Below are 21,460 nucleotides of genomic sequence, written 5' to 3'. Positions count from 1 at the left end.
CCATCATTTTGACTGGCGGTTGGGCAAAATCCATAAAGCTCAGTCTTCCAGGCGTCCACCCAACATCGTGAATGCCTGTGCCTGGTTAGTGGCAGCGCGTTTGGGTAGTCATGTCCAATGCACTTATGCAATTGCATCGGATCGGTGAGGCATCACCGGAGGTCCGCATGGACATATGGACCGACCACTGTGATAGCTGTAAGGTGATGCAAAGTTATGCGCCGTTATGAGTAGATATGAAATCTGTCCGAACCACCATTTCCCTCCCCCCAGATCAGTTGGAGCAGTTGCAGGCGCTGGCCGATCGTCATGGACTCTCACTGGCTTGGGTGATACGTCAGGCCATTAACGAATTCTTGGCTCGTGTCGAGCAAAAGGCTAGCTTCGATCCTCTGGATTCTAGAAAGGACGGCTGATGTATACCTCTTATCAACGGGCCTACGTGGCACACTGGCTATCGCTTACGAGGGGCAATGAGCAATCATTGACGAAGACCATCGCTAGCGCCAAGGTTGACATGAACCCTCACCAGATTGACGCGGCTCTGTTTGCGCTGCGTTCACCGCTTTCTCAGGGGGTATTGCTGGCAGATGAGGTTGGTCTCGGTAAAACCATTGAAGCCAGTTTGGTATTGGCTCAGAAATGGGCCGAAAAGCGCTGCAAATTGCTTTTGATCGTACCGGCGACTCTGCGTAAGCAATGGAGCCAGGAGCTAAGCGACAAATTTGCGCTTCCGTCGATCATTCTAGAGAGTAAGAATTTCAATGAAGCCCGGAAAAACGGGACAGGTAATCCGTTTGATCTCGAGCTTGCTTTTGGCATGTCAGCCATCGTCATCTCCTCGTATGAATTCGCGGCACGTAAGCAGCAGGAACTGGCAAGTATCAAATGGGACCTGGTGGTGTTCGATGAAGCTCATAAGCTGCGCAACATCTACAAGAATGACGGGGCGAAGATTGCCAAAAACCTAGAGGAGGCGTTGAAAGGCTGCTTCAAGGTATTGTTATCGGCCACACCTATGCAGAATAGCCTGCTCGAATTGTATGGCTTGGTGTCAGTCATTGATCCGCACTTTTTCGGCGATCTTGATTCGTTCAAGGCGCGCTATAACAAGCCGAAATTGGAGTCGACGGAGCTGGGTGCACTGCGATCACGACTCAAATCCATCTGTAGCCGCACACTGCGCCGGCAGGTTCAGGCAGAGGGCGGTATCAACTTCACCCGCCGTTATTCGATAACCGAGCCCTACGACCCAAATAGCGATGAATGGGAGCTCTATCAGAATGTTTCGAGCTATTTACAGGCTGACGATGTGCTGGCTATCAAGCCTGGTGCGCGCCATCTTGTGACTCTCGTTATTCGTAAGATCCTTGCGTCTTCGTCTCATGCTATTCAGGGGACTTTGCAGAGGATGATTGATCGCCTAGAAAGTAAGATGTCCCTCGCTGATGCTCTAAGCGACTACGAGGAACTGGACGATTTGGCCGATGCCAGTGGTGTGGAGGACGAGGACTTTATCGATCTAGTCGCTCTCCAGGCTGAAATCGACAAACTCAAGGGGTTCCTCAGTCTTGCCGGTAGCATAAGTAGTAATGCCAAAGGTGATGCCTTGCTGCGGGTATTAGGTAGAGCCTTCGAATTCACCGAACGCCTAGGCGGCCAGCGTAAGGCGGTGATATTCACCGAGTCGATCCGTACCCAAGCATGGCTGTATAAGCTGCTATGTGCCGCCGGCTATAGCGAAAGTGTTGTTTTGCTCAACGGCAGTAATACAGATGCTGATTCCCAAAAAACTTACATGGCTTGGCTGAAAAGGCATGAAGGATCATCTCGCATTTCCGGCTCTAGAACTGCAGATATGAAAGCGGCGCTTGTCGAGCGCTTTCGCGATCAGGCCAGTATCATGATCTGTACCGAAGCTGGTGCGGAAGGGATCAACCTGCAGTTCTGCTCATTGCTGATCAATTATGACCTGCCCTGGAATCCGCAGCGTGTCGAACAGCGTATCGGACGAGTACATCGTTACGGTCAGAAGCACGATGTGGTAGTGGTTAACTTTCTCAACAATGCGAACGTCGCCGACCGTCGTGTATTTGAATTGTTGAATAGAAAATTTCAGCTGTTCGAGGGTGTTTTCGGTGCATCGGACGAAATTCTCGGATCTATCGAGTCGGGCGTCGATATCGAACGGCGTATTCATGATATTTACCAGAAGTGCCGTAGCGACGAGGAGATCGAGCGCCAGTTCGACGAGCTCCAGTCTCAATTGCAAACCCAGATAGAAAGCAGGAACCAGGACGCTCGTCGTTCATTGCTAGAAAACTTCGATGTTGATGTGGTCACGCGGCTGAACATATGCCGTGATAGAACCGAAAGGGCGCTGGACGACTATCAGCAACGGATGCTTCTGCTTGCAAGGATGAGCCTGCCACAGGCGCGTTTTGTGGGAGAGGGGTTTGAATTCAATGAACAATGGTTCTATCCAGACTGGCAGCACGCTTCCCAGAACGATGCCCAGTTCCTCCATCCTAAGGATGGTATGGGCCACGAGTTAATCGAGAAAGCCAAAGAACAGCTTCAGGTTCCCACCTGTGCTGAGCTCTTGTTTAGGTACTCCTCTACCGATAACGGTCAGTATTCCGACTTGCTTGAGCTGTTGGGCAGGTCAGGTGAGCTGACATTGGAAAAACTGGTTCTTAGTACGCCTAAGCAGCGTCGTGAGTATCTTTTGCTGGCCGGTTGCAGCGACAACGGGGAGCTACTGAGCGAGCGCACCTGTGAGCGCTTGCTCTTGCTCAGTTCGGAAGAGCTCTCGACCGAATCAGGCTTTTTTCATCAAGCGATTCTGCAAGACCAGCTTGAAGTCCTACGGGGAAATTGTCTGGAGCAGACTGAAGCTAACAACGAGAAATATTTCGAAGAAGAGACCGAAAAACTTGAGCGTTGGGCGGAGGACAAGCGCATTGGTCTGGATATTCGTATCAATCAGCTCGATCAAGAAATCAAGGAAGCGCGCAAAGCTGTGCGTCAGCTAGAAACTTTGCTGGAAAAAATGAGTGCCAAAAAGGCTTTGAAAAAACTTGAACGCGAGCGTGACGATCTGATGCTCGCCTATCACGAAGAAAAGAAGAAGATCGAAGCCGAGGAAGACCAATTGCTCGAAGAAATAGAGCTGAACTTGGAAATCAGCGTGAGCCATGAACGTTTGTTCTGCCTACGCTGGCGTCTGGAGGCCACCGCATGATCAACACAACTGATTTGGTGCGCGAGTTGGTCTATCAGATCCGCCTTGGTGAGGATTCTGCGTATGAATTTAAGGCGGTGACCATCCACGATAATAAGGTCACCAAGCCTCACCGCGACAGCGTAGCGGATGAGCTTGCCGCTTTTGCCAATGGTAACGGCGGTGTTTTACTTCTCGGCGTCAACGACAAGAACCGCGATGTTGAAGGGATCGAGCTCGAGCAGTTGGGTAACGTCGAACTTTGGCTGACCAACATGGCTACTCAAGCTATTGACCCACCGTTATCCATTGAAACTCGTTTAGTAGAAATCCCGGACCATCAAGGAAATGCCAAGCCTGTGGTTTGGATTCGCGTAACGAAAAGTCTGTTCGTCCATCGAAGTCCCCATGGCTATTTCCATCGTGTTGGCTCAAGCAAGAGAGAGATGGCACCAGAGCTGCTTGCCCGGATGTTCCAACAGCGCAGCATGGCCCGGCTTATTCGCTTTGATGAGCAACTGGTTCCAAATACAGATAGAGACGATATTGATCCAGGACTCGTAGCCCGTTTTTTGGGCGGAAACTTGCCGGATGCGATGCAGCTGAAAAAGCTTTATCTGTTGCTGGAAGATGAGAACCACCAGCCCCGCTTGACCGTAACCGGTGTATTGCTGCTCACTAGACGCCCTGCGAGTTTTCTCTCGTCGGCCTATGTTCAGTGTGTTGCCTACGCCGGGACTGAGCGCAATGCCGAATATCAAGTAGATGCTCAGGACTGTGATGGCCCGGTGGACGAGCAGATCCAGCAGGCTTTCAATTTTGTCAAACGCAACATGCGCGTTGAGGCGGTAAAGCGTCCTGGTCGCATCGATATTCCCCAGTATGACTTGGGTGCGGTCTACGAGGCATTGGTGAATGCTGTAGCGCACCGGGACTATGCGATGCACGGTGCGCGAGTGCGGGTGCACCTTTTCTCCGATCACTTGGAAATCAGCACGCCTGGTGGACTGCCCAACAGCCTCAGTGTTGAGAGTATGGATGCCAACAGCATCAGCCGTAACGAAACCCTAGTGAATCTTCTGAGTCGTTATTACCCTGCAGACCCTGTGACCCGCCGGCAAAACGTGATCGAGCGGCGTGGTGAAGGGGTGCCCACTATCATGGCCGCCAGCGAGCGGCTTTCTCTGCGTCGTCCGCTCTACGAGCAGACTGACCATACTGAATTGAAACTAACGATCTACGCTGCCAGTCGTGAAAGCAACGGTTTGGTGGCGCAGTTTGATGATGAATAAGGCAGCACTACGCGATGAGTGAAAAACAGAAACTGGAGTTGACTTGGATTGGCAAGGACAAGCGCACACGGTTAGAGCCGCGCATCCTGGTCGAGGACAAGACGCTATCCTATCGCGCCGAAGCGCCCACACCCATGCAAGGCGATCTATTGGCGGACGTGCAAATAAAAAGCTCCGCCAACAATTTGCTGATTCATGGCGATAATCTCTTGGCGCTAAAGGCGCTTGAGACTAGCCATGCTGGATCCGTTAAATGCGTTTACATTGATCCTCCTTTTAACACCGGTCAGGCTTTTGAACACTATGATGACGGTGTAGAACACTCTCTGTGGCTTAGCCTAATGCATCAAAGGCTAACAATTATCAAAACCTTGCTGTCTGAGGATGGTCTTCTCTGGGTTCATCTCGATGATTCGGAAGTTCATTATCTAAAAGTTATGCTTGATGAAATATTTGGCAGGGATAAGTTCGTTTCTCATGTTTCTTACGAGAGATCCTCGGCTGCCGGCATTGGTCAGGGCGGCTTCTTGGTAGATACATCTGAGCACATTCTTTGCTATCGAAAGCAGAGATTGAATTCGCATTCGGTAAAAAACTCATTTGATCTAGACTTAAAAACCATCAAAAGATACAACAAGGTTTTAGTTAAGAAAGGGGAGAAAAAGCTGGTTCGAGAGTTTCAGTCAAAATCTAATGGTTTACCCGTCCTTGTGTATGAGCATGAGGGGTTTGAGATTGAAACTATATCTCTTAAAAATTATGAGTCTAGGAAGGATGAAATAAATTCACAGCTCGTAAGTAGCTTTGATGGATTGTTTAGGACTAATCAGATACAAAAAGAGAACTCTTTTCAGCGAGATCTTGTTGCTGGGATGGATAAGAAAAAGTTGTATTCTGTCATGTATACCCCTAGCCGAGGTAAATTTGAAGGGGAGAAGACGGAGCTTTTTTACTATAATGCTGAGTTGTTTTCTTGGTTAAAAGATACCGCCGAGACTTCTGAAGGGAAAATAGTTAAAGATACTAATTTGACCAATTTTTGGCGGCATGAAGATATACCGAAAGCAGATATTGCGAATGAAGGGGGGGTTAATTTTTCGCGGGGGAAAAAACCAGAGCAACTTCTGAAAAGAATTATCGATATTTCGACTAATCCTGGGGACCTTGTCCTTGACTCATTTGGCGGCTCCGGAACCACAGGAGCCGTTGCCCACAAGATGGGACGGCGCTGGATTATGATCGAGCTGGGCGAACACTGCCAGACACATATCGTGCCTAGACTTAAGAGAGTCATCGATGGTGATGATCAGGGTGGAATATCTAAGACGGTCGGCTGGCTAGGCGGTGGAGGTTTTCGCTATTACAGCTTAGCTCCTTCACTATTGAAGAGAGACCAGTGGGGCAACTGGGTGATCAATCCTGCTTACAACGGTGAGATGCTCACCGAGGCGATGTGTAAGCATATGGGCTTCACTTATGCGCCAAGCCAGGAACATTACTGGATGCATGGTCACAGCAGCGAGACGGATTTTATCTTCGTCACTACTGGCAGTCTCAGCCACGATCAGTTGCGCCTGGTAAGCGAGGAAGTTGGTAATGAGCGAACGCTACTGATTTGCTGCAAAGCGTTCATGGCCGATGCAGAGGCCTTTCCAAATCTTACTTTGAAGAAGATTCCCAGAGCAATACTTGGCAAATGCGAATGGGATCATGACGATTACAGTTTCAGCATTGACCTGAAATCTGAAGAGTTGTCCGACGAATTATTTGAAGACTAATAACGGAAAGGAAACCATCATGGCTGAGTCTATTAATGGCCAGAAAGTAGCCAATCAGCTTGCCGCGCGTCTGTCGCTGCGCAAACCTCAGCGTGAATCCATGGACATCCTGGTTGATCTTCTCGGTCAGTTGCCATTGGAGAAGGAACCCGATCTCCAGCATTGGCTGCAGGAAATCAAGTCTCGCTACTCTAGTATGGAGGCTTTCGAGCGGGAATTTCCTTCCTTGTGTTTCGCTTTGGCTACCGGGGTGGGGAAGACCCGACTAATGGGGGCAATGATTGCTTGGCTTTACATCACTGGACGCAGTCGGCATTTCCTGGTGTTGGCCCCTAACCTAACCATCTACGAAAAGCTGAAGAAGGATTTTAGCTTAGGCAATCCTAAATACGTATTTGCGGGGATTCCGGAGATAGCCAACACGCCGCCGGTAATTGTGACAGGTGAGGACTACGAGGAAGGGCGTGGTGTACGTCTAGACTACGCGGTCCCAGCAAGTCTGACTGGCGATTTGTTTGGCGCCGAAAGTAGTCTGCATATCAATATCTTCAATATTTCCAAGATAAACGCACGCGACAACAAAAAGGGTGCTGCTAAGTCGACCATGGCAAAGGTACGGCGTTTGCAGGAGTATCTAGGAGAGTCCTATTTCGATTATCTAGCGGCTCTGCCTGATCTGGTCGTATTAATGGACGAGGCTCATCGCTATTACGCCGATGCAGGTGCCAAGGCAATTAACGATCTCAAGCCGGTACTGGGTATTGAGCTGACCGCTACACCTAAAACGGCCGGTAGCAAACCAAGAGCATTCGGAAACGTGATCTACCACTATCCACTTTCTAGTGCTCTTAAGGATGGGTTTGTAAAAATACCAGCGGTGGCCACCCGCAAGAATTTTCGCGCCGACCAGTATACTCAGGATGATCTGGAAACAATTAAACTCGAGGACGGCATACATCACCACGAATACGTCAAAGTGGAGCTGGAAAATTATGCCCGCAGCCATGCTGCCAGGTTAGTCAAGCCCTTCATGCTTGTAGTGGCGCAGGATACTACCCATGCTGCAGCCATTCGCATGCGCATTGAGTCGGATGGCTTCTTTTCCGGACGTTACAAGGGGCGGGTGATTGAAGTTCATTCCAACCTGTCCGGCGAAGAGTCAGATGAGTCGATGCAGCGCCTTCTTGCAGTGGAGCACGATGAGGCTACTGAGGTAGTGATCCACGTTAACAAACTCAAGGAAGGTTGGGACGTGACCAATCTGTACACCATAGTGCCGTTGCGGGCTTCGGCTTCGGAGATACTTACCGAGCAGACTATTGGACGTGGCCTGCGTCTACCCTATGGCAAGCGAACCGGTGTAGATGCCATAGATCGTTTGTGCATCATAGCTCACGACCGCTTCGAAGAAATCATCCTCCGCGCAAACCAGGAGGATTCGTTGATTCATGAAAAGGTCTATATTGGCAGCGGAAGCGACGTAGATATTCCTGATCGTGAGCCGCAGTTGCTAGAGTCCTCCTCTGTCTCAGTCGTGCGAACGCATGATCAGGAAGGTTACTCAGTAGCCGAAACCGCCAGTCGTTATCAGGTGCAGGTACAGACTGAGCAGCAAGTGAAAATTGCTGGCGCTGCAATTCAGGCTGTACAGGAGGAGGCTCGAAAAGTTACTTCCAGTGAGCAGTTGAAGAGTGAAGAAGTGCAACAACGGCTTGTGAAACATGTACAGCGAGTACTGGACGAGAGTCGTCCTGTCCAAGGGCAGTTGGAGGGGCTAGAAGATCAGGCGCCAAGTTTTGAGGAAATTCAAAATATGGTGCGCCGTGTGACGGAGAAAGCTGTCGAGTTAACTATCGATGTGCCACATATTACCGTGCTGCCAACCAGAGAAGTAAACTACGGTTTTAGTGACTTCGACTTACAGAACCTAACCAACATCAGGCTGGAGCCGGTGAGTCGGGAAATGCTGCTGCGACACTTGGAAAATAATCACAGTGCAAGCATCCAGTGGGGAAGTCAGGAAGCCCGTGAAGCGCGGCCAGAGGATTATCTGGTGCGGCATCTACTAGATCGGGATGAAGTTGATTATGACCTTTACGCTGAGTTGCTCTACAAGCTCGCGGCACAGATGGTCGTGCATTTGCGTAGTTATCTCGTTAATGAAGACGCAGTTGAAAACGTTCTACTTTACTGGCAAAAACAGCTTGGCGACTTTATCTGGGCGCAGATGCACGAACAGCGATGGACGACGCCTTGCGACTACCAGGGGAAGGTAGTTCCCGGTTTCGATGTGCTTAGACCTGCAACCTATACTTTGGCGGCTGGAGAAAAACCTCGCGATTTTCGAGCGTCCATCAACGACAAGCGGGCGATACGTCAGATGGTTTTTGAAGGGTTTAAGCGCTGCTGCTATCCCTATCAAAAATTCGACTCGGTTGATGGTGAGTGGCGCTTGGCTCAGCTGCTTGAAGATGATGATGATGTTCTGAAATGGATGAAGCCAGCTCCTCGTCAATTCCGTATTGAATATGCTAACGGTCAAAACTACGAGCCTGATTTTGTCGTTGAGACTAAGCATGAGTTATTAATTGTTGAGCCAAAGCGGAGTGATCAGCTCAGTCAGCAAGATGTTCAGGATAAAGCAAGAGCTGCGAAGAAGTGGTGTGAGTTTGCAAATGAGCATGCAAAAATTCATGATGGTAAGTTGTGGAGCTATTTGCTAGTGCCTGATGATAAAATTTCTCTGGGGATTAGTGTCGGTTATCTAAAGGCGGAGTTTAAATGTTAAGGTTTATTCTAGTAGCTAAAGTTTGCTATTAGAGTGGTGCAGACAGCTGCTTTGTGCTTGTAACAGTTTTAACAAGACTGTGCGTGGGTTTCGAAAATTGATGTCCGATGCACGTAGAAAAAAACAGTGCTTGCACTAAGTGTGACGGTCCTCGGGGCTTCCGAGGGCCGTTGTCTACCTGATTAATGCTAAGGGCTAAAGATAACCCCGTTCTGCTAGTGAAATACAACCTTCCGAGCCTACGACGATATGGTCTAGGGTTCGCGTGCCTATCAAATTTAATGCATCTTTGAGAGACAAGGTCAAAGCTCGGTCTGTTTGGCTAGGCTCAGGATCTCCAGATGGATGGTTATGCACAAAAATCACTGCTGCTGCATTATACTTGAGCGCAGTCTTTACAACTTCACGTGGATAAACTTTTGCTCCATCTAAGGTGCCTCTGAATAGTTCATAGAATTCAATGATCCTGTTCTTGTTGTCTAGCATAAGAAGTGCGAAGACCTCGTGCTCATAGTCTTGCAGAATTATTTGTAGGTGAGAGAATACCTGTTGTGGGGCTTCTAAAGAGAGACCCTTATTTAGTCTTTTTTTAGCTAGCTTTAGCGCCATGCTGAGGATTTCTAGTTCGGTAATTTGTGCGTCAACTATATAGGTGTCGGGTATTTTTCCGACCTTAAACTTGCTGGATTTCATTGAGTGCTCCTCAGCTAGGTATCGGCAAGAAAAAGCGAACGGTTAATTTTAGTGCTAGGGATGATGATATATTACGCGGCATAAAAAATGCCGGACGCATTCTATGGCCGGCATTTTGAATAAAGTTCTAAGAGTGTACAGTCTTAGGAGAGGAGTGCGCTTGGTAAGCAGTGAACGGGCGAAGTGTCCCGGTCCCCTTCGTTAATCTGAATCTATCGGATACCGATAGGCTTGTCGCTATTGTCATAACAAATTGGATACTCACAGTAGCCGCCAGCGTTTTCAACGTCATCTACTTTTACGGTCGGCAGATATTGCCCTAGATCTTCCTTAAGCACCTTCTTATTGTTGATTTGGCAATCATCGTCCATCTGCGGATTACACGAGGCTGCGGTTACTTTTATTGAATTGGCCTTTGAGATTTTTCCAGATAGATTGGCCTGATCCAGATTGAACTGTTCTATTCCACCGTCATAACGCATTTTAAATGTATTACTGAATAGTTTTTCGCTGACTCCAGCATCTTTATAGAACTTCCAAAGTAGCTGGCCTGCTTCAACGTAACTGACTGGTTTCCCACCGTTTACGTATGGTCCGCCGTCGTTACGATATGCTACCGGCTTGCCGTCTGAGCTTTCGCCGATGTAATACCACAGCGAGATAGTGAACGCAGTATCTCGCCCCCAGTTTCCTAGTTGAGTGCTGCCGTCGCTAAGCATACAGCGGCCATTGATGCATTTACCGTTTAAGTGGTTGCTGTAAATAATGTTTCGACCTTGCGTCTGATCATAGGCAACAATATCACGTGGCCATTCGAGCCAGGTACAGGCGATTGAGTTATAGCTTCCGTAGCCATTGTTTGTACATGGTATAGCATAGGGTAAGCCGTTTGCAGTTTTCTCATCCGGGAAGATAGCTCCGTTTTTGCCGTAGTTATCGACAGCGAATACACTGCTAGTGAGAAGGGTAAGGAAGGTAAAGATAAGTAGCTTCATGTTAGTATCCTGCTGTGTTGGTGGGAGTGTTTTTTTTATAGTTAACAGTTATTTTTTTATTTACAAAGTCCTTTACTATTTCGTAGTCAGGATCGTAGGTAGCCAGTTTATGGGCTGTGATCGTGGCTGCTGAGATAGCTAGCAGCGGTAGCGTTGATATGGATGCAACGGCTCCAAATACCCCCAGTACTCCGCCTTTGGCCACCACGCCTTTTAAGTCGCTACTGACGCGACATTTAAGTCCTAAGTTCTCTATCTTTTTCTCGACTTTCAGTACGCTCTTCGTGAACTGACCTCGTAAACCTACAATCACGAAAGATACTTTGGCTCGTAGAAGAATATCTATTTCAGTTTCGTTTAGGCCATTAACTGTCTTGAGTGGCATGTTTAAAGTTCTCTTTGCTGAGAGTAGGAGGTGACTCTCACGCTGAGTTAGCGTGATGCCATGCGCCTCTAAAAAAGGGTCGTAAATACCGTGGTCGTCAAAGCATCATAGCGCGACGATTTCCGCCATGGCAAGAATCTCTGCGACTCACGATAAAGACGGCGACCTGGTACTGCTTGGTGCGGCGATACGCGCACGAAGACTAGGGCATACGCTGTCACAAGAAGCCTTGGCGGATGCTGCCGGGATCGACCGTTCTCACATGGGGAAAATAGAGCGAGGGGAGAGGAACGTTACCTTTTTGAATATCCTTCGGATTGCGACGGCTTTGCACTGCAAACCGTCAGATTTGCTCATCGACGCAAGACTATGACCTCTCATCAATCAGCGGTGTGTTTGCGTAAACCGTATTAATTCCTGGCTCTGCCCACCCTTTGCAGTTCAGTTGGGTAGGGACAAACCTGATCTCAATGGTGTTCCCATCGGGCATAAAGCGCCCAGCCAGTAGGAACTGGCTAGGCGGTGTTGGTGTGCGAAACGGTTCAGGCCGCGAGGCGTAGGGCCGCATCCAATGCCCTCTGCTTAATAACTGCACCTTGTCCAAACCATGCCGAGTCCATACGGTACTCAGAACTCCTTGCCCGCCGCTCGTGGTCGACATATTCGGTCACAGCGTTGAGCAGTCCCCATGCGGTACCTTTAGCAGACTGCAAGGTTGAGCCTCGGCCTTGTCCTTCATACAGGCTTTGTACTTTGCGTAGTGCTCGTTCGTTCGGTAGTACTTCAGGAATGGGGCTGTTAGCAGGCGTGTCGCACAGCACGCTGAGGAAGAAACTCATCGCTTCCGGCCACTGGACCTTACGTTCAGCGAGATGGCGCATACGGTACATAAACTCGTCCCAGCCGGAGACGGCTATGCCCAGTTGTTTCTTCACGGTTTTCGGATCGAAGCGGGTGTTGTGCGGCACTTTGATCGCCCGGCTATTGCCTTCCAGGGCAATGGTCAGGGTGTTGTTACACACTACCCGCACCGTGGTGGGCGTGGCCGTGGTGGCCAAGGTGCCGTCGCAGGACGTTGCCAGCAGCAGGTAACCGGTTACCTGGTCGTTACCTTTCAAGACAACGTCTTGCCCGGTACGCGCCAGCGCCCAGAACTTGCGCCCGCCCTTTAGCACGCCGGCCGTTTCCAATTCATAGCCGGAGACCTCGGTGAGATCGCGGTAAAACTCGAGGACCTCACGTGGTTGCACAGTGTGGTAGCGCTGCGACACCACCGACAGCGGCGCCTTGGTGTCGGAGCGGTAGAGTACTTTCTGTTCTGGGAAGGAATGAATTGATCCCAGGTGACCTATCGCGTCGGCTTTGAAGTGAACTGGGCTTTCCTGGATTTTCCAGTCCATCCCGGCCTCACGCTGCCAGACTTCAATAGGCTGTTTTTGCGTCAGTTGACTGCCGAGGCCATGCCACGGGGTCGCACCAACGTAAGCCATTTGTTCGATTTGATGAGCCATGATTACGATTCCTTAGGGGGCAGGACGGCATAAATGCCACGCGACGCGTGGCACTGTCCGGACGTACTAAAAGAGAGAAGTGGAGGACGGTTTAAATAGGCAGATTGAAGCGATGCCCACAGATCAGGCAAAGATTGTGAGCGAGGACATGGCGGTCAAGTTTATCGCCGAGTTGAGCGCCCAATGCACAACCACCAGCTCCACCTACAAGACCGCCGATGATGGCGCCAGAAACGGCTCCGAGAGTGACGCCGAGCGGGCCGGCAATAGCGCCAACGGTGGCACCTGCCTGACCGCCTGCAAGTGCTGCACTGACGCCGCGTGCTGCACCGCCAACCGTACCGATGGCCGCCGCAATTTTCATGGCTTGGTGGAGAGAGGCGATTTTGGGTGAGTGACAGCGAGGACATTGCAATGACATGAGGTGAACCTTCGTAGTGTTGATGTCAAAGCAGTGATATAGGGCTGAAAATCTTTCGAGTGGAGTTTTATAAGTGGCCTGGAACACATCTCAGGTAACGCAGTGTCGAGGAATATGAACTGAAACCGAGGCCTGACCAAATATCTTTATGTTCTTGGAACTGGATACTGGCTTGCCCATACCCAAGGACTGTCATCCTGCGTTGCGCTAAAAATAGAGGGTATGAGCGAGGGCCGAATTATACCAGCATCTGAAGAGTAATCTGTGACAGGGGATTGGTCGGGCTACGGTTTGAGTAGCGCGCGCATGGGAACGGCTCTTCGCCGAGTTGCTAACATCGTCGCCGGCGCTATCGGGACTATTGCCGTAGAGAGTCGTAGATTAACGATGGCGAGGTGAAATGATAATTTCACAGAGTAAATATTGAGGCTGATTACGCTATAAATACCGGTGCTGCCGAGGTTTATTACATCTGCTCCCCGCTACGTCGAGGGAGTGTCGCCTCGGGAAAACAGTACTACGCCTATTGTTCTCTGCGTATACATCTTTCCTGGTCTATCGACAACTGACCTGTCTACATATATCTGAGTGAATACTAAATAATAACTCATAAGTCTAGTTTGAGGGATGGCTTCTTATGAAACTATGGAAGTTATACTGAGTTAAAAATAAACCAAGTGTCTTCAGATATGACCTAATCAACAAGGCATAACCTGAATGAACACAACTCACCCTAAACGCTTGCCGGATAACCCGAACCTGCACTATTGGTACGAAGATTCCTATGATGGCTATCAACTCATGGTGAATAAGGGGCCATTCATTGAAGAGTGTTTGGAGAAGTTATACCAGACCCTAAATCATGCCCTTGCAGATTACTCTCGTGTATTCGCATTTAGGTTTGACCTAAGACTCCCTTTTGGCCAAACCTTACCCGATGATGCAATGACCAATAAGGTGCTACATCGCTTCAAGTCATCCTTTGATGCTCAGATTGAAAATAGTCGCAAGTGTGCGCGTAAACGCAATCGCGCAGCCCACGATACCTGTGTTAGATATTTTTGGGTAAGAGAGGTTGGAGGGCGAGGCCGACCTCATTATCATTGTATCGTGTTTCTCAATGGGCACGCCTACCGCTCTCTCGGCTCCATCGAGTCTGAATGCATAAACATGCACAGGCGGCTGCAAGTGGCTTGGGCACGTGCACTTAGATTACCTGTCGCTGATGTAAGACGTACAGTGCATATACCCAAGAAGGCGACCTTTCGTCTAACTCGACGAGATTATTTTGGACATGATCGGTTTATGTATCGTTCTAGTTATCTGTGTAAGGCAGCGACCAAGAGCTATGCGAACGGTCAGCATGGTTTCGGGGGGAGTCGGTGTTAAGAAAGATCATAGAAATAGATCGTGCAATCTTGGGAAGAATACGCCGCTATCAATGGGCATGCCCAAGTCGGGCGAAGGCAGAGGTGCCATGGGGCAGGTGTTTACCTCACGTGCAAGCACCTGGATGCCCAGTCGACGCGGTGGTGGCTGAGATTCGGCGAGGGTGAGTCCGGGGTGGCTTTCGGTACTCGAAATCTAGCCTTCATCGTGTTTATGGCGGCTATTCCTGCTGTTTGTAGCCAAAATAGCCGCTTTTTCACCTTCTGCGGCGTCAATTCTTCGCATTATCCGGGCGATTCGAATCAAGACAGTAGGGTAAGGAGGCGGCTAAGAACACTTCGTTAATTTGATGGGTTTCATGAAGTCAATAGGGGTGCTTGAATAAATATCAATAAATTTAAGCACCCTCCCTGCTAATGCAGTCAGTACTTCGTATTCTTTCGCTCAATCTTTAACACACGAGGAATAGTGAAATGACTGATGAGAACGGCCGTATTAGCCCAGCTTTGCATGCGGATTTTAAAGGGGCTGTACTTCGTATTGGCCGAGTCACTGAGCGACTCGGTATAGCGCGGTCTACGATTTATGATTGGATGAACCCATCGTCGCCTCGTTATAACAAAGAGTTCCCTTTGCCCTTGCGTCTTTCCGTTTGTACTGATCGGGGAGCTATCGGTTGGTTAGAGTCGGATATCTGCGCATTCATTGGCAGTCGTGTCGCTGTAAGCTCTCATAAAGCCGGTATTAAATAATGCATCGGTTTGAAAGGTCGTGTCTTCCACGAACTAATGCTAGCTTTCCAAGGTACTCGCCATTTCCCCTTGTTGATGCAGTATTAGACGAAGTGGAGATTAACACGAAAGCTCCACGGCCACTAATTATGTTTGGTCTGCTGACTGCTCTTTCTGTTTCGATCCAAGGATTATTTGATGTTCGAAAGCCGACTGGTCAGTGCGTACCTACGTCCCTGCTTCTATTAACTGTCGCCGAGTCTGGTGAGCGAAAATCCTTTACGGCAGAGAAGTTTTTAAAGCCGATTAGATCGTTTCAGAAAAAGCAGGAGAGTATTTGGCAGGAGCAGGTGAGTGAGTGGAAGGTTAAGGAAAAAATATGGCTGATCAAAAATAAAGAAATCGAGAAGAAAATTAAATCGCTCTGTTGTAAACAAGAGAGTACTGCTGACTTAGAGCTTGAACTAATGAAGCACAGTAAGGGTCGACCAGCCAGGCCGCGACAGTTTAAGATGCTTTACGATGACTCCACTTCAGAGGCGCTGTTTTGTGGGCTTTATGAAAACCTCTCCAGCGCCGGTATCATCTCCAGTGAGGGAGGATTGAAGGGGCGTGCTTTTAATGACTTGCCAAAACAAAACGCCATGTGGAGTGGGGATCCTATCGTTGTTGATCGAAAAGTTGCAGAAAGTTATCAGTTGTACGGGGCGAGGTTGACATTTTCAGTGATGACTCAGCCGGTTGCTTTTAAAGCTTATATGAAGGCACGGGGGGATGATGCGCGAGGCTCAGGGTTATGGGCTCGTTTTTTGGTGTGTGATCCAAGCTCGACCCAAGGCAAAAGACTGTTGGATAACGCCACGCTTTCTCATGAGCATATACATCGTTATGCAGAGCGCATAGAACAATTATTGACGTGTAATTTAGATCTCCTAAGTCACCCTTGTAAAGAGCGTGCTGAAATTGTTTTTTCTCCCGCAGCCAGTAAGTTGTGGGTGGATGTTTTTAATGAGATCGAATCTGGAATTATGGAAAATGGTAGGTTTGAACATGCGGCGGATTTGGCTTCAAAATTAGCAGATAATATCGCAAGGGTGGCGGCGCTATTTCATGTTTTTGAGGGGGGTGATGGGAGTATAAGTTTAGAGTCTTTGAGGTTTTCCGTTGATTTGTGCCTGTGGTGTTCGGATGAGTTTTTTCATTTGTTTATACCTACTCCAGAAATAGAATTGGATGTTATCCAGCTTAAGGAGTGGCTAAGGCTAAAAAGAAGTGAAGGGTATCGCTGGGTCAAAAGAAATGAAATTATGCAGTATGGTCCCCGTAGGCTTAGAAGTAAGAAGCGTTTAGATGCTTGTTTGGATGAAATGGCTTTGCGAGATTTAATATCGATCTCTGAAGTAAGAAATGCATCTGTTGTGGAGTTTTGATATTTAAATGTTGGAGGTTTTTAGCCAAGGTTTGTCCTTGGCTTATTTTATGCAGGATTCTATTTTTTACTGTGTTGTTTGTATGTTTTCTGGTTGTCGGGGGTCTGTATTTCGCCGGCTAGAAGTTCGTATAGTGTGTCTTCTGAGAAATTGATATTGCGTAGGGCTGTGATTCTTTTGAACGCGGCGCTGTTTAAAATATAATAAATCGTTTCTCTTTCAGTCCCCCAGCCTCCTTTAGGGCGGTTTTTTAATAGTTCTGGAAAATGCTCTTTGATTACCGCTTTTTTCGATGCTTTTTCATTGCCTCCCTTACTCGCCCGTTTCTGCCTAATCTCATGCACCCCTTTACGCCGTTCATATCCGTCTAGAAAACCTATGCAGTGAGCAGCATGAGTTAAGCTAATATGGGCTGAAAGGTCATTTTGATTTTTTAAGTGCTTTACTGCGGAAAGATAATGCAGCGTGGCATAAAAGAAATATAATTTTAGTTCGCTATGCTTTTCCTCCGTGTCGGGATGACTCCAGCATTGTTGGACGTCTGGCCAGTAAATTTCTTTAGTTTTGAGGTGCTGATTGATCTCTTTTTTGATTAAACTATGAAGCTCTTTTGGCCATTGTTTTTTTAATATGGCTCTGAGCGTCAAGCCGATGTCGATCTGCAAAGATTTTAAAGTGTCCTCAACTGTTTCCAAAGGATGCGTCATGGACGCTCTTTGGGTGGGGGGTGTAACTATGTTTTGTCCGTCCATTTGTTTCGATTTGAGCATAATGCCAGTCCTGGATTAGTTTTATGAGATCGAGGGCTCGTTGGTGGAATGTACGTACAGTGCCCAGTCTCTCATGAGTAATCGGCGTTTATCGAGAAAGTCCGAACGCGAATAGGCCCCTTCAGTCTGGTCGCGTTCATCATGCGCCAGAGCCATCTCGCAAACCTCACGAGGGTAGTGGGTACATTCCCCGGCCCAGTCTCTGAATGATGAACGAAAGCCGTGTCGCGTAATGTGTTTGTATTCCATGCCGTGTAGGAGCGTTCGTATGGCGTTTGCGTGCATGACGCCTGACTTCCCCTGACCTGGAAATAGAAACGAGCTCTCTCCCCGCTCAAGGCTCTTCACTAGCGTGACGACTTCTTCGGCAAGCGGGATTACAAAAGCTACTCGCATCTTCATTCGCTCATCTGGCAGCGACCAAGTACCAGCCTCCAAATCAAACTCATCCCAACGAGCAAACCTCACCATGTGGGCGCGTGCGCTGGTCATGATCAGCAGTTGAGCGGCAAAGGATGCTGGTGTGTTGTCCGCTTTGAGTTTGGTCAACAGGGCTGGCACGTCCTGCCACCGCAAGGCTTCAAAGTGCTCGCGTTTCCGAGCCTTCTTCTTTTCAGCACGACTCAACAGATTGTCTAAGTGACCACGCCACCTAGCGGGATTTTCGCCCTCCCGCAGGTTACGTGACTTGGCGGCGTCCAGGACCTGTTCAATCTGTCCACGTACCTCGTCGGCAGTTCTGGTCTTGGTGGCCCAGATCGGTTGCAGCACCTTGAGTACCTGAGGGGTACCGATCTCCTCGGCTGACAGCTTGCCGATATGGTCAAACGCATACAGCTCCAGCTTTCGTAGCCAGCCTTTACGCCACTTATCTGACCAGGTACCTCCGTGTGCCTCGCAGTATTCCTTCGCGAGTGTCTCGAACTTCAGCTGTTTCGCTTCGCTAGTTCGTTGTGCTTCACGTTGGGCCGCGCGTTCGATGTCGCGAGCGGCTAAGGGATCTATACCGTCGCTCAATTGGGTGCGTTTGGCGCTGGCGTCTTGTCTCGCCTTCTTGAGGCTCACTTCAGGGAATGAGCCCAAGCCCATCTCTCTGCGGCGACCTGCCAGTTGGAAGCGAAGTGTCCAGGATTTACTTCCGCTAGGTTTGACCTCCAGCCGTAGGCCATCACCATCTTCATAGGTGCCAGGTTCGGTCAGGTTTTCGACTTGTTTCGGATTCAGCTTACCCATTGGATTTCCCCTGTTGTCCTTTTTGTCCCCCCACCTGTCCCCCCACTTCGTCGTCGGATGAGGTTAAATGGCGTTGAGCGCCATTGGACAAGGGAATGCCTGAAAGCCCCGGAATAGCTAAGCTATCAGGAAGATTCTTGGATGGGATAGGATTATTTCAGACATTAAAAAGCCGGCTTGTGGCCGGCTTCTCGGGGACTGGTTAAGTCTATTTTTGGTAAACCTCACCAGCCTTCAATCGTTCACTCAAGCGCTCGCCCAAGTGATAGAGGGGGGCATCAGCGGGAACTCCTCCGCATCGCCGGGCAGGGTGTGCTGGCTTCACGCCAACCCCTGCCAAATGTGCCGCGCATGATACTCACATTCCCCGCAGTTTCCCAGCGTCTAGTCTGATTTAGAGCCGTCGTAGCCTGTCAAGTGTTCGTCCAGCGGGACCGGTGGGCGGCGGTTGTTGAGGGTGGACCACCAGAATACCCAGCCCAGGATGTGTACGTTTTGCTCGAAGCGCTGGTCGTAGGTCAGGAATTCGTCGGGGTGTTCGCTGTTGTTGTGGCTGCGCATGCGCAGGCCGCCGCCGGGGCGGTTGTAGAGGTATTTGATGCGCAGCATGCCGTGGTGTTCGAGGGCGTAGATTTCGCCGTCGATGATTTGGGTGCGGCCGCGGTCGATGGCGAGGATGGCGCCATCCTGGATGATGTCGATCATGCTGTTGCCGACCATGTAGGCCCCCAGGGCGCGGTCTGCGGTGACGTTGAGTTGTTCCAGGGTGCGCAGGGAGAGGCGCAGGCTTTCCTGGGAGTTGAATGAGGCGTGGAGGGGGATCTCCACGTCGATCTTTTCCGGGCCGCTATTGGGGCCGCAGAGGTAATGGCCGCAGTCTTCGCGGGCGGTAGCGCTGTTTCCGTGGTTGGGGCCTTCCAGCTGGAGGTTGGTCGGCGGGTGTTTAGGGCCTTCGCCGGTACGTAGCCAGCGGCTGGTGACACACAGCAGTTCTGCTATTTCGTCGAGCCGGGCCAAGGGCACGCCGCGCTTGAACCAGTTGTTCACATGCTGGGGCGTGACGTCGCGATTCTTGGCGAAGTCGGATGCGGAAAGATGAACTTCCCGAAGTAACATTCTTAAGCGATCACCTGATGTATTCATAAACGCAGAGTTTACTGTCCGGAAAACAAGATCAAATAAACCATACGTTGAGTTGGTGTATGTAGGTGTTTCCTTATTGCAAGTAAAATCTTGGCTAGATTCTGTCTAGTTAAACGTTAGTTGTTGTTTTGTTTATTTAATTGAACTTGTTGTTTATTTTTTCCCACAAAAAAGCCCCGAGTGATCGGGGCTTTTTTAGATTGCCGTGGCAATGAGTAGCGGTATCAGCCTTTGTAGGCAGCTACCGACTTCATGATCTCGGCACGGGCGGCGTCTGCGTTGCCCCAACCGTCGATCTTCACCCATTTGCCTTTTTCGAGGTCTTTGTAGTTCTCGAAGAAGTGCTTGATCTGCTCCAGCAACAGCGGCGGCAGGTCGGTGTATTCCTTCACATCGACGTACAGCTGGGACAGCTTGTCGTGTGGCACTGCGATGACTTTGGCATCGCCGCCGCCGTCGTCGGTCATGTTCAGGATGCCAACCGGGCGGGCGCGGATGACCGAGCCTGGGGTGACCGGGTAAGGGGTCACGACCAGCACGTCGAGGGGGTCGCCGTCGTCAGCCAGGGTGTTGGGGATAAAACCGTAGTTGGCCGGGTAGAACATCGGGGTGGCCATGAAACGGTCAACGAACAGGCAGTCGCTGTCTTTGTCGATTTCGTACTTGATCGGCGCATGGTTGGCCGGAATCTCGATGGCGACGTAGATGTCGTTCGGCAGGTCTTTGCCAGCCGGAATCTTGCTATAGCTCATTGGGCGTTGCCCCCGTAGTTGGCCAAGTAAATTGGCCGGATTGGCCTAAAAGTGGCGGCGATTATAGGCATATTCCTGCGCCGATGCCACGCGCCAGACGTCGTACGGTACTTAGCCTTCAGTCTGATAGCGCGGGTCGCTGGCTTGCAGATGTTTCAGGCGTGCCAGTGGATCCTGGCGGTAAAACTGGCTCAGTTGCCCGTAGACCTGTGGATAACTGTCCACCAGCAAATCCGGGGCGCTGAAAAAATATTCGCTGGTGACCGCAAAAAACTCTGCCGGGTTTTCCGCGGCATACGGGTCGATGGCGGTTTCGGCGTCGGGGTTGTGGTCGAGCTGGCGGTTGAGGTCATCAAACGCGCTCTGCATCACGCTGGCCCACTCCTGGACGCGCATGTCGCTGTGCAGCGGCGGCAGGCCGTTGGCGTCGCCATTGAGCATGTCGAGCTTATGCGCCAGTTCGTGGATCACCAGGTTGTAGCCTTCCCAATTGCCGCTGGCCAGTACGCCCGGCCAGGCGAGGATCACCGGGCCTTGCTGCCAGGCTTCGCCGCTGTGCTCGCCATCCCATTCATGTTCCAGGCCGCTGGCGTCGCGATGGCGCTGGGGGCTGCGAAAGTCATCGGGGTAGAGAATGATTTCATGGAAGCCCTGGTACCACTCCAACTCGCCCAGGTTCATCAGCGGCAGTTGGGCCTGGGCGGCGAGCAGTAGGCGTTGTTCCTGGTGCAGATCGACGCCGGGCAGGGCAGTCAGGTGTTTTTCGGCGAGGAACAGCACGCTGGCCTCACGTAACCATTGGTCCTGTTCGGCGCTGATGCCGTCGAGGAAGGTCAGGTGATGGCGCACCCGTTGCCACGTTTCATCGGCAACCGGGTGCTTGGCCAGGAGGCGCCGGCGACGCCAGGCGCTGAGGGACCACATGG

General features: G+C 50.2%; 19 protein-coding genes. 9 read left to right on the top strand and 10 right to left on the bottom strand.

What is annotated here, in order from left to right; all coding sequences use genetic code 11:
- Positions 1-236 precede the first annotated feature (236 nt).
- The 5 genes from PSH73_RS27145 (at position 237) to PSH73_RS23110 (ending at position 9,081) form a co-directional block, all read left to right on the top strand.
- Positions 237-416 (top strand): CopG family transcriptional regulator, encoded by a 180-nt coding sequence (locus PSH73_RS27145; protein ID WP_370694592.1) that lies wholly within the window; start codon positions 237-239, stop codon positions 414-416.
- Between the two features lie 68 nt (positions 417-484).
- The gene (locus PSH73_RS23125; protein ID WP_305461433.1) at positions 485-3,244 is read left to right on the top strand and encodes an SNF2-related protein; all 2,760 of its coding nucleotides are present in this window, start codon (positions 485-487) and stop codon (positions 3,242-3,244) included.
- A complete protein-coding gene (locus PSH73_RS23120) occupies positions 3,241-4,515 on the top strand; it encodes an ATP-binding protein (protein ID WP_305461431.1) in 1,275 nt (424 codons plus the stop codon). Before PSH73_RS23125 ends, PSH73_RS23120 begins: the two co-directional genes overlap by 4 nt.
- 14 nt (positions 4,516-4,529) lie before the next feature.
- The gene (locus tag PSH73_RS23115; protein WP_305461429.1) at positions 4,530-6,293 is read left to right on the top strand and encodes a site-specific DNA-methyltransferase; all 1,764 of its coding nucleotides are present in this window, start codon (positions 4,530-4,532) and stop codon (positions 6,291-6,293) included.
- A gap of 19 nt (positions 6,294-6,312) precedes the next feature.
- Entirely contained in the window at positions 6,313-9,081 is a 2,769-nt protein-coding gene (locus PSH73_RS23110; protein WP_305461427.1) for a DEAD/DEAH box helicase, read from the top strand.
- A gap of 195 nt (positions 9,082-9,276) precedes the next feature.
- On the opposite strand, the gene radC is transcribed toward PSH73_RS23110, so the two are convergent.
- The 3 genes from radC to PSH73_RS23095 all read right to left on the bottom strand — a co-directional run bounded on the left by radC (position 9,277) and on the right by PSH73_RS23095 (position 11,154).
- The gene (gene radC / locus PSH73_RS23105; protein ID WP_305461425.1) at positions 9,277-9,774 is read right to left on the bottom strand and encodes a DNA repair protein RadC; all 498 of its coding nucleotides are present in this window, start codon (positions 9,772-9,774) and stop codon (positions 9,277-9,279) included.
- Positions 9,775-9,986: 212 nt separating this feature from the next.
- Positions 9,987-10,769 (bottom strand): hypothetical protein, encoded by a 783-nt coding sequence (locus PSH73_RS23100; protein ID WP_305461423.1) that lies wholly within the window; start codon positions 10,767-10,769, stop codon positions 9,987-9,989.
- Position 10,770: 1 nt separating this feature from the next.
- A complete protein-coding gene (locus PSH73_RS23095) occupies positions 10,771-11,154 on the bottom strand; it encodes a hypothetical protein (protein WP_305461421.1) in 384 nt (127 codons plus the stop codon).
- Positions 11,155-11,281: 127 nt separating this feature from the next.
- On the opposite strand from PSH73_RS23095, the gene PSH73_RS23090 reads away from it, so the two are divergent.
- Entirely contained in the window at positions 11,282-11,527 is a 246-nt protein-coding gene (locus tag PSH73_RS23090; protein WP_305461419.1) for a helix-turn-helix domain-containing protein, read from the top strand.
- 169 nt (positions 11,528-11,696) lie between these two features.
- On the opposite strand, the gene PSH73_RS23085 is transcribed toward PSH73_RS23090, so the two are convergent.
- On the bottom strand, positions 11,697-12,665 hold the full coding sequence (locus PSH73_RS23085) for a DUF932 domain-containing protein (protein WP_305461417.1): 969 nt from the start codon (positions 12,663-12,665) through the stop codon (positions 11,697-11,699).
- 91 nt (positions 12,666-12,756) lie between these two features.
- A complete protein-coding gene (locus PSH73_RS23080) occupies positions 12,757-13,086 on the bottom strand; it encodes a hypothetical protein (protein ID WP_305461415.1) in 330 nt (109 codons plus the stop codon).
- 717 nt (positions 13,087-13,803) lie between these two features.
- On the opposite strand from PSH73_RS23080, the gene PSH73_RS23075 reads away from it, so the two are divergent.
- The 3 genes from PSH73_RS23075 (at position 13,804) to PSH73_RS23065 (ending at position 16,636) form a co-directional block, all read left to right on the top strand.
- Positions 13,804-14,475 (top strand): inovirus-type Gp2 protein, encoded by a 672-nt coding sequence (locus tag PSH73_RS23075; protein WP_305461414.1) that lies wholly within the window; start codon positions 13,804-13,806, stop codon positions 14,473-14,475.
- A 473-nt stretch (positions 14,476-14,948) separates the two neighbouring features.
- Positions 14,949-15,227 carry an AlpA family transcriptional regulator gene (locus PSH73_RS23070; RefSeq protein WP_305461412.1) on the top strand — a complete coding sequence of 93 codons (279 nt, stop codon included), beginning with the start codon at positions 14,949-14,951 and terminating at the stop codon, positions 15,225-15,227.
- Between the two features lie 128 nt (positions 15,228-15,355).
- Positions 15,356-16,636: a YfjI family protein gene (locus tag PSH73_RS23065; protein WP_305461410.1), complete on the top strand. Its 1,281-nt coding sequence runs from the start codon at positions 15,356-15,358 to the stop codon at positions 16,634-16,636.
- Positions 16,637-16,695: 59 nt separating this feature from the next.
- Here PSH73_RS23065 and PSH73_RS23060 read toward each other — a convergent pair whose 3' ends face one another.
- From PSH73_RS23060 to PSH73_RS23040, 5 genes are all read right to left on the bottom strand, one after another.
- Complete coding sequence (locus tag PSH73_RS23060; RefSeq protein WP_305461408.1) at positions 16,696-17,343, bottom strand: hypothetical protein; 648 nt, start codon at positions 17,341-17,343, stop codon at positions 16,696-16,698.
- Positions 17,344-17,427: 84 nt separating this feature from the next.
- The gene (locus PSH73_RS23055) at positions 17,428-18,639 is read right to left on the bottom strand and encodes an integrase arm-type DNA-binding domain-containing protein (RefSeq protein ID WP_305461406.1); all 1,212 of its coding nucleotides are present in this window, start codon (positions 18,637-18,639) and stop codon (positions 17,428-17,430) included.
- A 384-nt stretch (positions 18,640-19,023) separates the two neighbouring features.
- Complete coding sequence (locus PSH73_RS23050) at positions 19,024-19,782, bottom strand: XRE family transcriptional regulator (protein WP_128593451.1); 759 nt, start codon at positions 19,780-19,782, stop codon at positions 19,024-19,026.
- A gap of 224 nt (positions 19,783-20,006) precedes the next feature.
- Positions 20,007-20,534, bottom strand: coding sequence for an inorganic diphosphatase (gene ppa / locus PSH73_RS23045; RefSeq protein WP_003176323.1), 528 nt, complete (start codon positions 20,532-20,534; stop codon positions 20,007-20,009).
- Positions 20,535-20,645: 111 nt separating this feature from the next.
- Positions 20,646-21,458 carry a zinc-dependent peptidase gene (locus PSH73_RS23040; protein ID WP_305461404.1) on the bottom strand — a complete coding sequence of 271 codons (813 nt, stop codon included), beginning with the start codon at positions 21,456-21,458 and terminating at the stop codon, positions 20,646-20,648.
- Between the last annotated feature and the right edge of the window lie 2 nt (positions 21,459-21,460).

Origin of the sequence: Pseudomonas sp. FP2294 (assembly GCF_030687625.1) — a bacterium.
Lineage (GTDB): Bacteria > Pseudomonadota > Gammaproteobacteria > Pseudomonadales > Pseudomonadaceae > Aquipseudomonas > Aquipseudomonas shahriarae.
Note: the sequence above shows the minus strand (reverse complement) of the source record. Positions and strands in the feature narration are given on the sequence as shown.

Coding starts and splice junctions, on each gene's coding strand:
- PSH73_RS23055 (WP_305461406.1), bottom strand. CDS start 18,639: ATGGGTAAGCTGAATCCGAAACAAGTCGAAAACCTGACCGAACCTGGC.
- PSH73_RS23100 (WP_305461423.1), bottom strand. CDS start 10,769: ATGAAGCTACTTATCTTTACCTTCCTTACCCTTCTCACTAGCAGTGTA.
- PSH73_RS23060 (WP_305461408.1), bottom strand. CDS start 17,343: ATGACGCATCCTTTGGAAACAGTTGAGGACACTTTAAAATCTTTGCAG.
- PSH73_RS23050 (WP_128593451.1), bottom strand. CDS start 19,782: ATGAATACATCAGGTGATCGCTTAAGAATGTTACTTCGGGAAGTTCAT.
- PSH73_RS23085 (WP_305461417.1), bottom strand. CDS start 12,665: ATGGCTCATCAAATCGAACAAATGGCTTACGTTGGTGCGACCCCGTGG.
- PSH73_RS23095 (WP_305461421.1), bottom strand. CDS start 11,154: ATGCCACTCAAGACAGTTAATGGCCTAAACGAAACTGAAATAGATATT.
- PSH73_RS23065 (WP_305461410.1), top strand. CDS start 15,356: ATGTTTGGTCTGCTGACTGCTCTTTCTGTTTCGATCCAAGGATTATTT.
- PSH73_RS23040 (WP_305461404.1), bottom strand. CDS start 21,458: ATGTGGTCCCTCAGCGCCTGGCGTCGCCGGCGCCTCCTGGCCAAGCAC.
- PSH73_RS23090 (WP_305461419.1), top strand. CDS start 11,282: ATGGCAAGAATCTCTGCGACTCACGATAAAGACGGCGACCTGGTACTG.
- radC (WP_305461425.1), bottom strand. CDS start 9,774: ATGAAATCCAGCAAGTTTAAGGTCGGAAAAATACCCGACACCTATATA.
- PSH73_RS23110 (WP_305461427.1), top strand. CDS start 6,313: ATGGCTGAGTCTATTAATGGCCAGAAAGTAGCCAATCAGCTTGCCGCG.
- ppa (WP_003176323.1), bottom strand. CDS start 20,534: ATGAGCTATAGCAAGATTCCGGCTGGCAAAGACCTGCCGAACGACATC.
- PSH73_RS23120 (WP_305461431.1), top strand. CDS start 3,241: ATGATCAACACAACTGATTTGGTGCGCGAGTTGGTCTATCAGATCCGC.
- PSH73_RS23070 (WP_305461412.1), top strand. CDS start 14,949: ATGACTGATGAGAACGGCCGTATTAGCCCAGCTTTGCATGCGGATTTT.
- PSH73_RS23075 (WP_305461414.1), top strand. CDS start 13,804: ATGAACACAACTCACCCTAAACGCTTGCCGGATAACCCGAACCTGCAC.
- PSH73_RS23115 (WP_305461429.1), top strand. CDS start 4,530: ATGAGTGAAAAACAGAAACTGGAGTTGACTTGGATTGGCAAGGACAAG.
- PSH73_RS27145 (WP_370694592.1), top strand. CDS start 237: ATGAAATCTGTCCGAACCACCATTTCCCTCCCCCCAGATCAGTTGGAG.
- PSH73_RS23080 (WP_305461415.1), bottom strand. CDS start 13,086: ATGTCATTGCAATGTCCTCGCTGTCACTCACCCAAAATCGCCTCTCTC.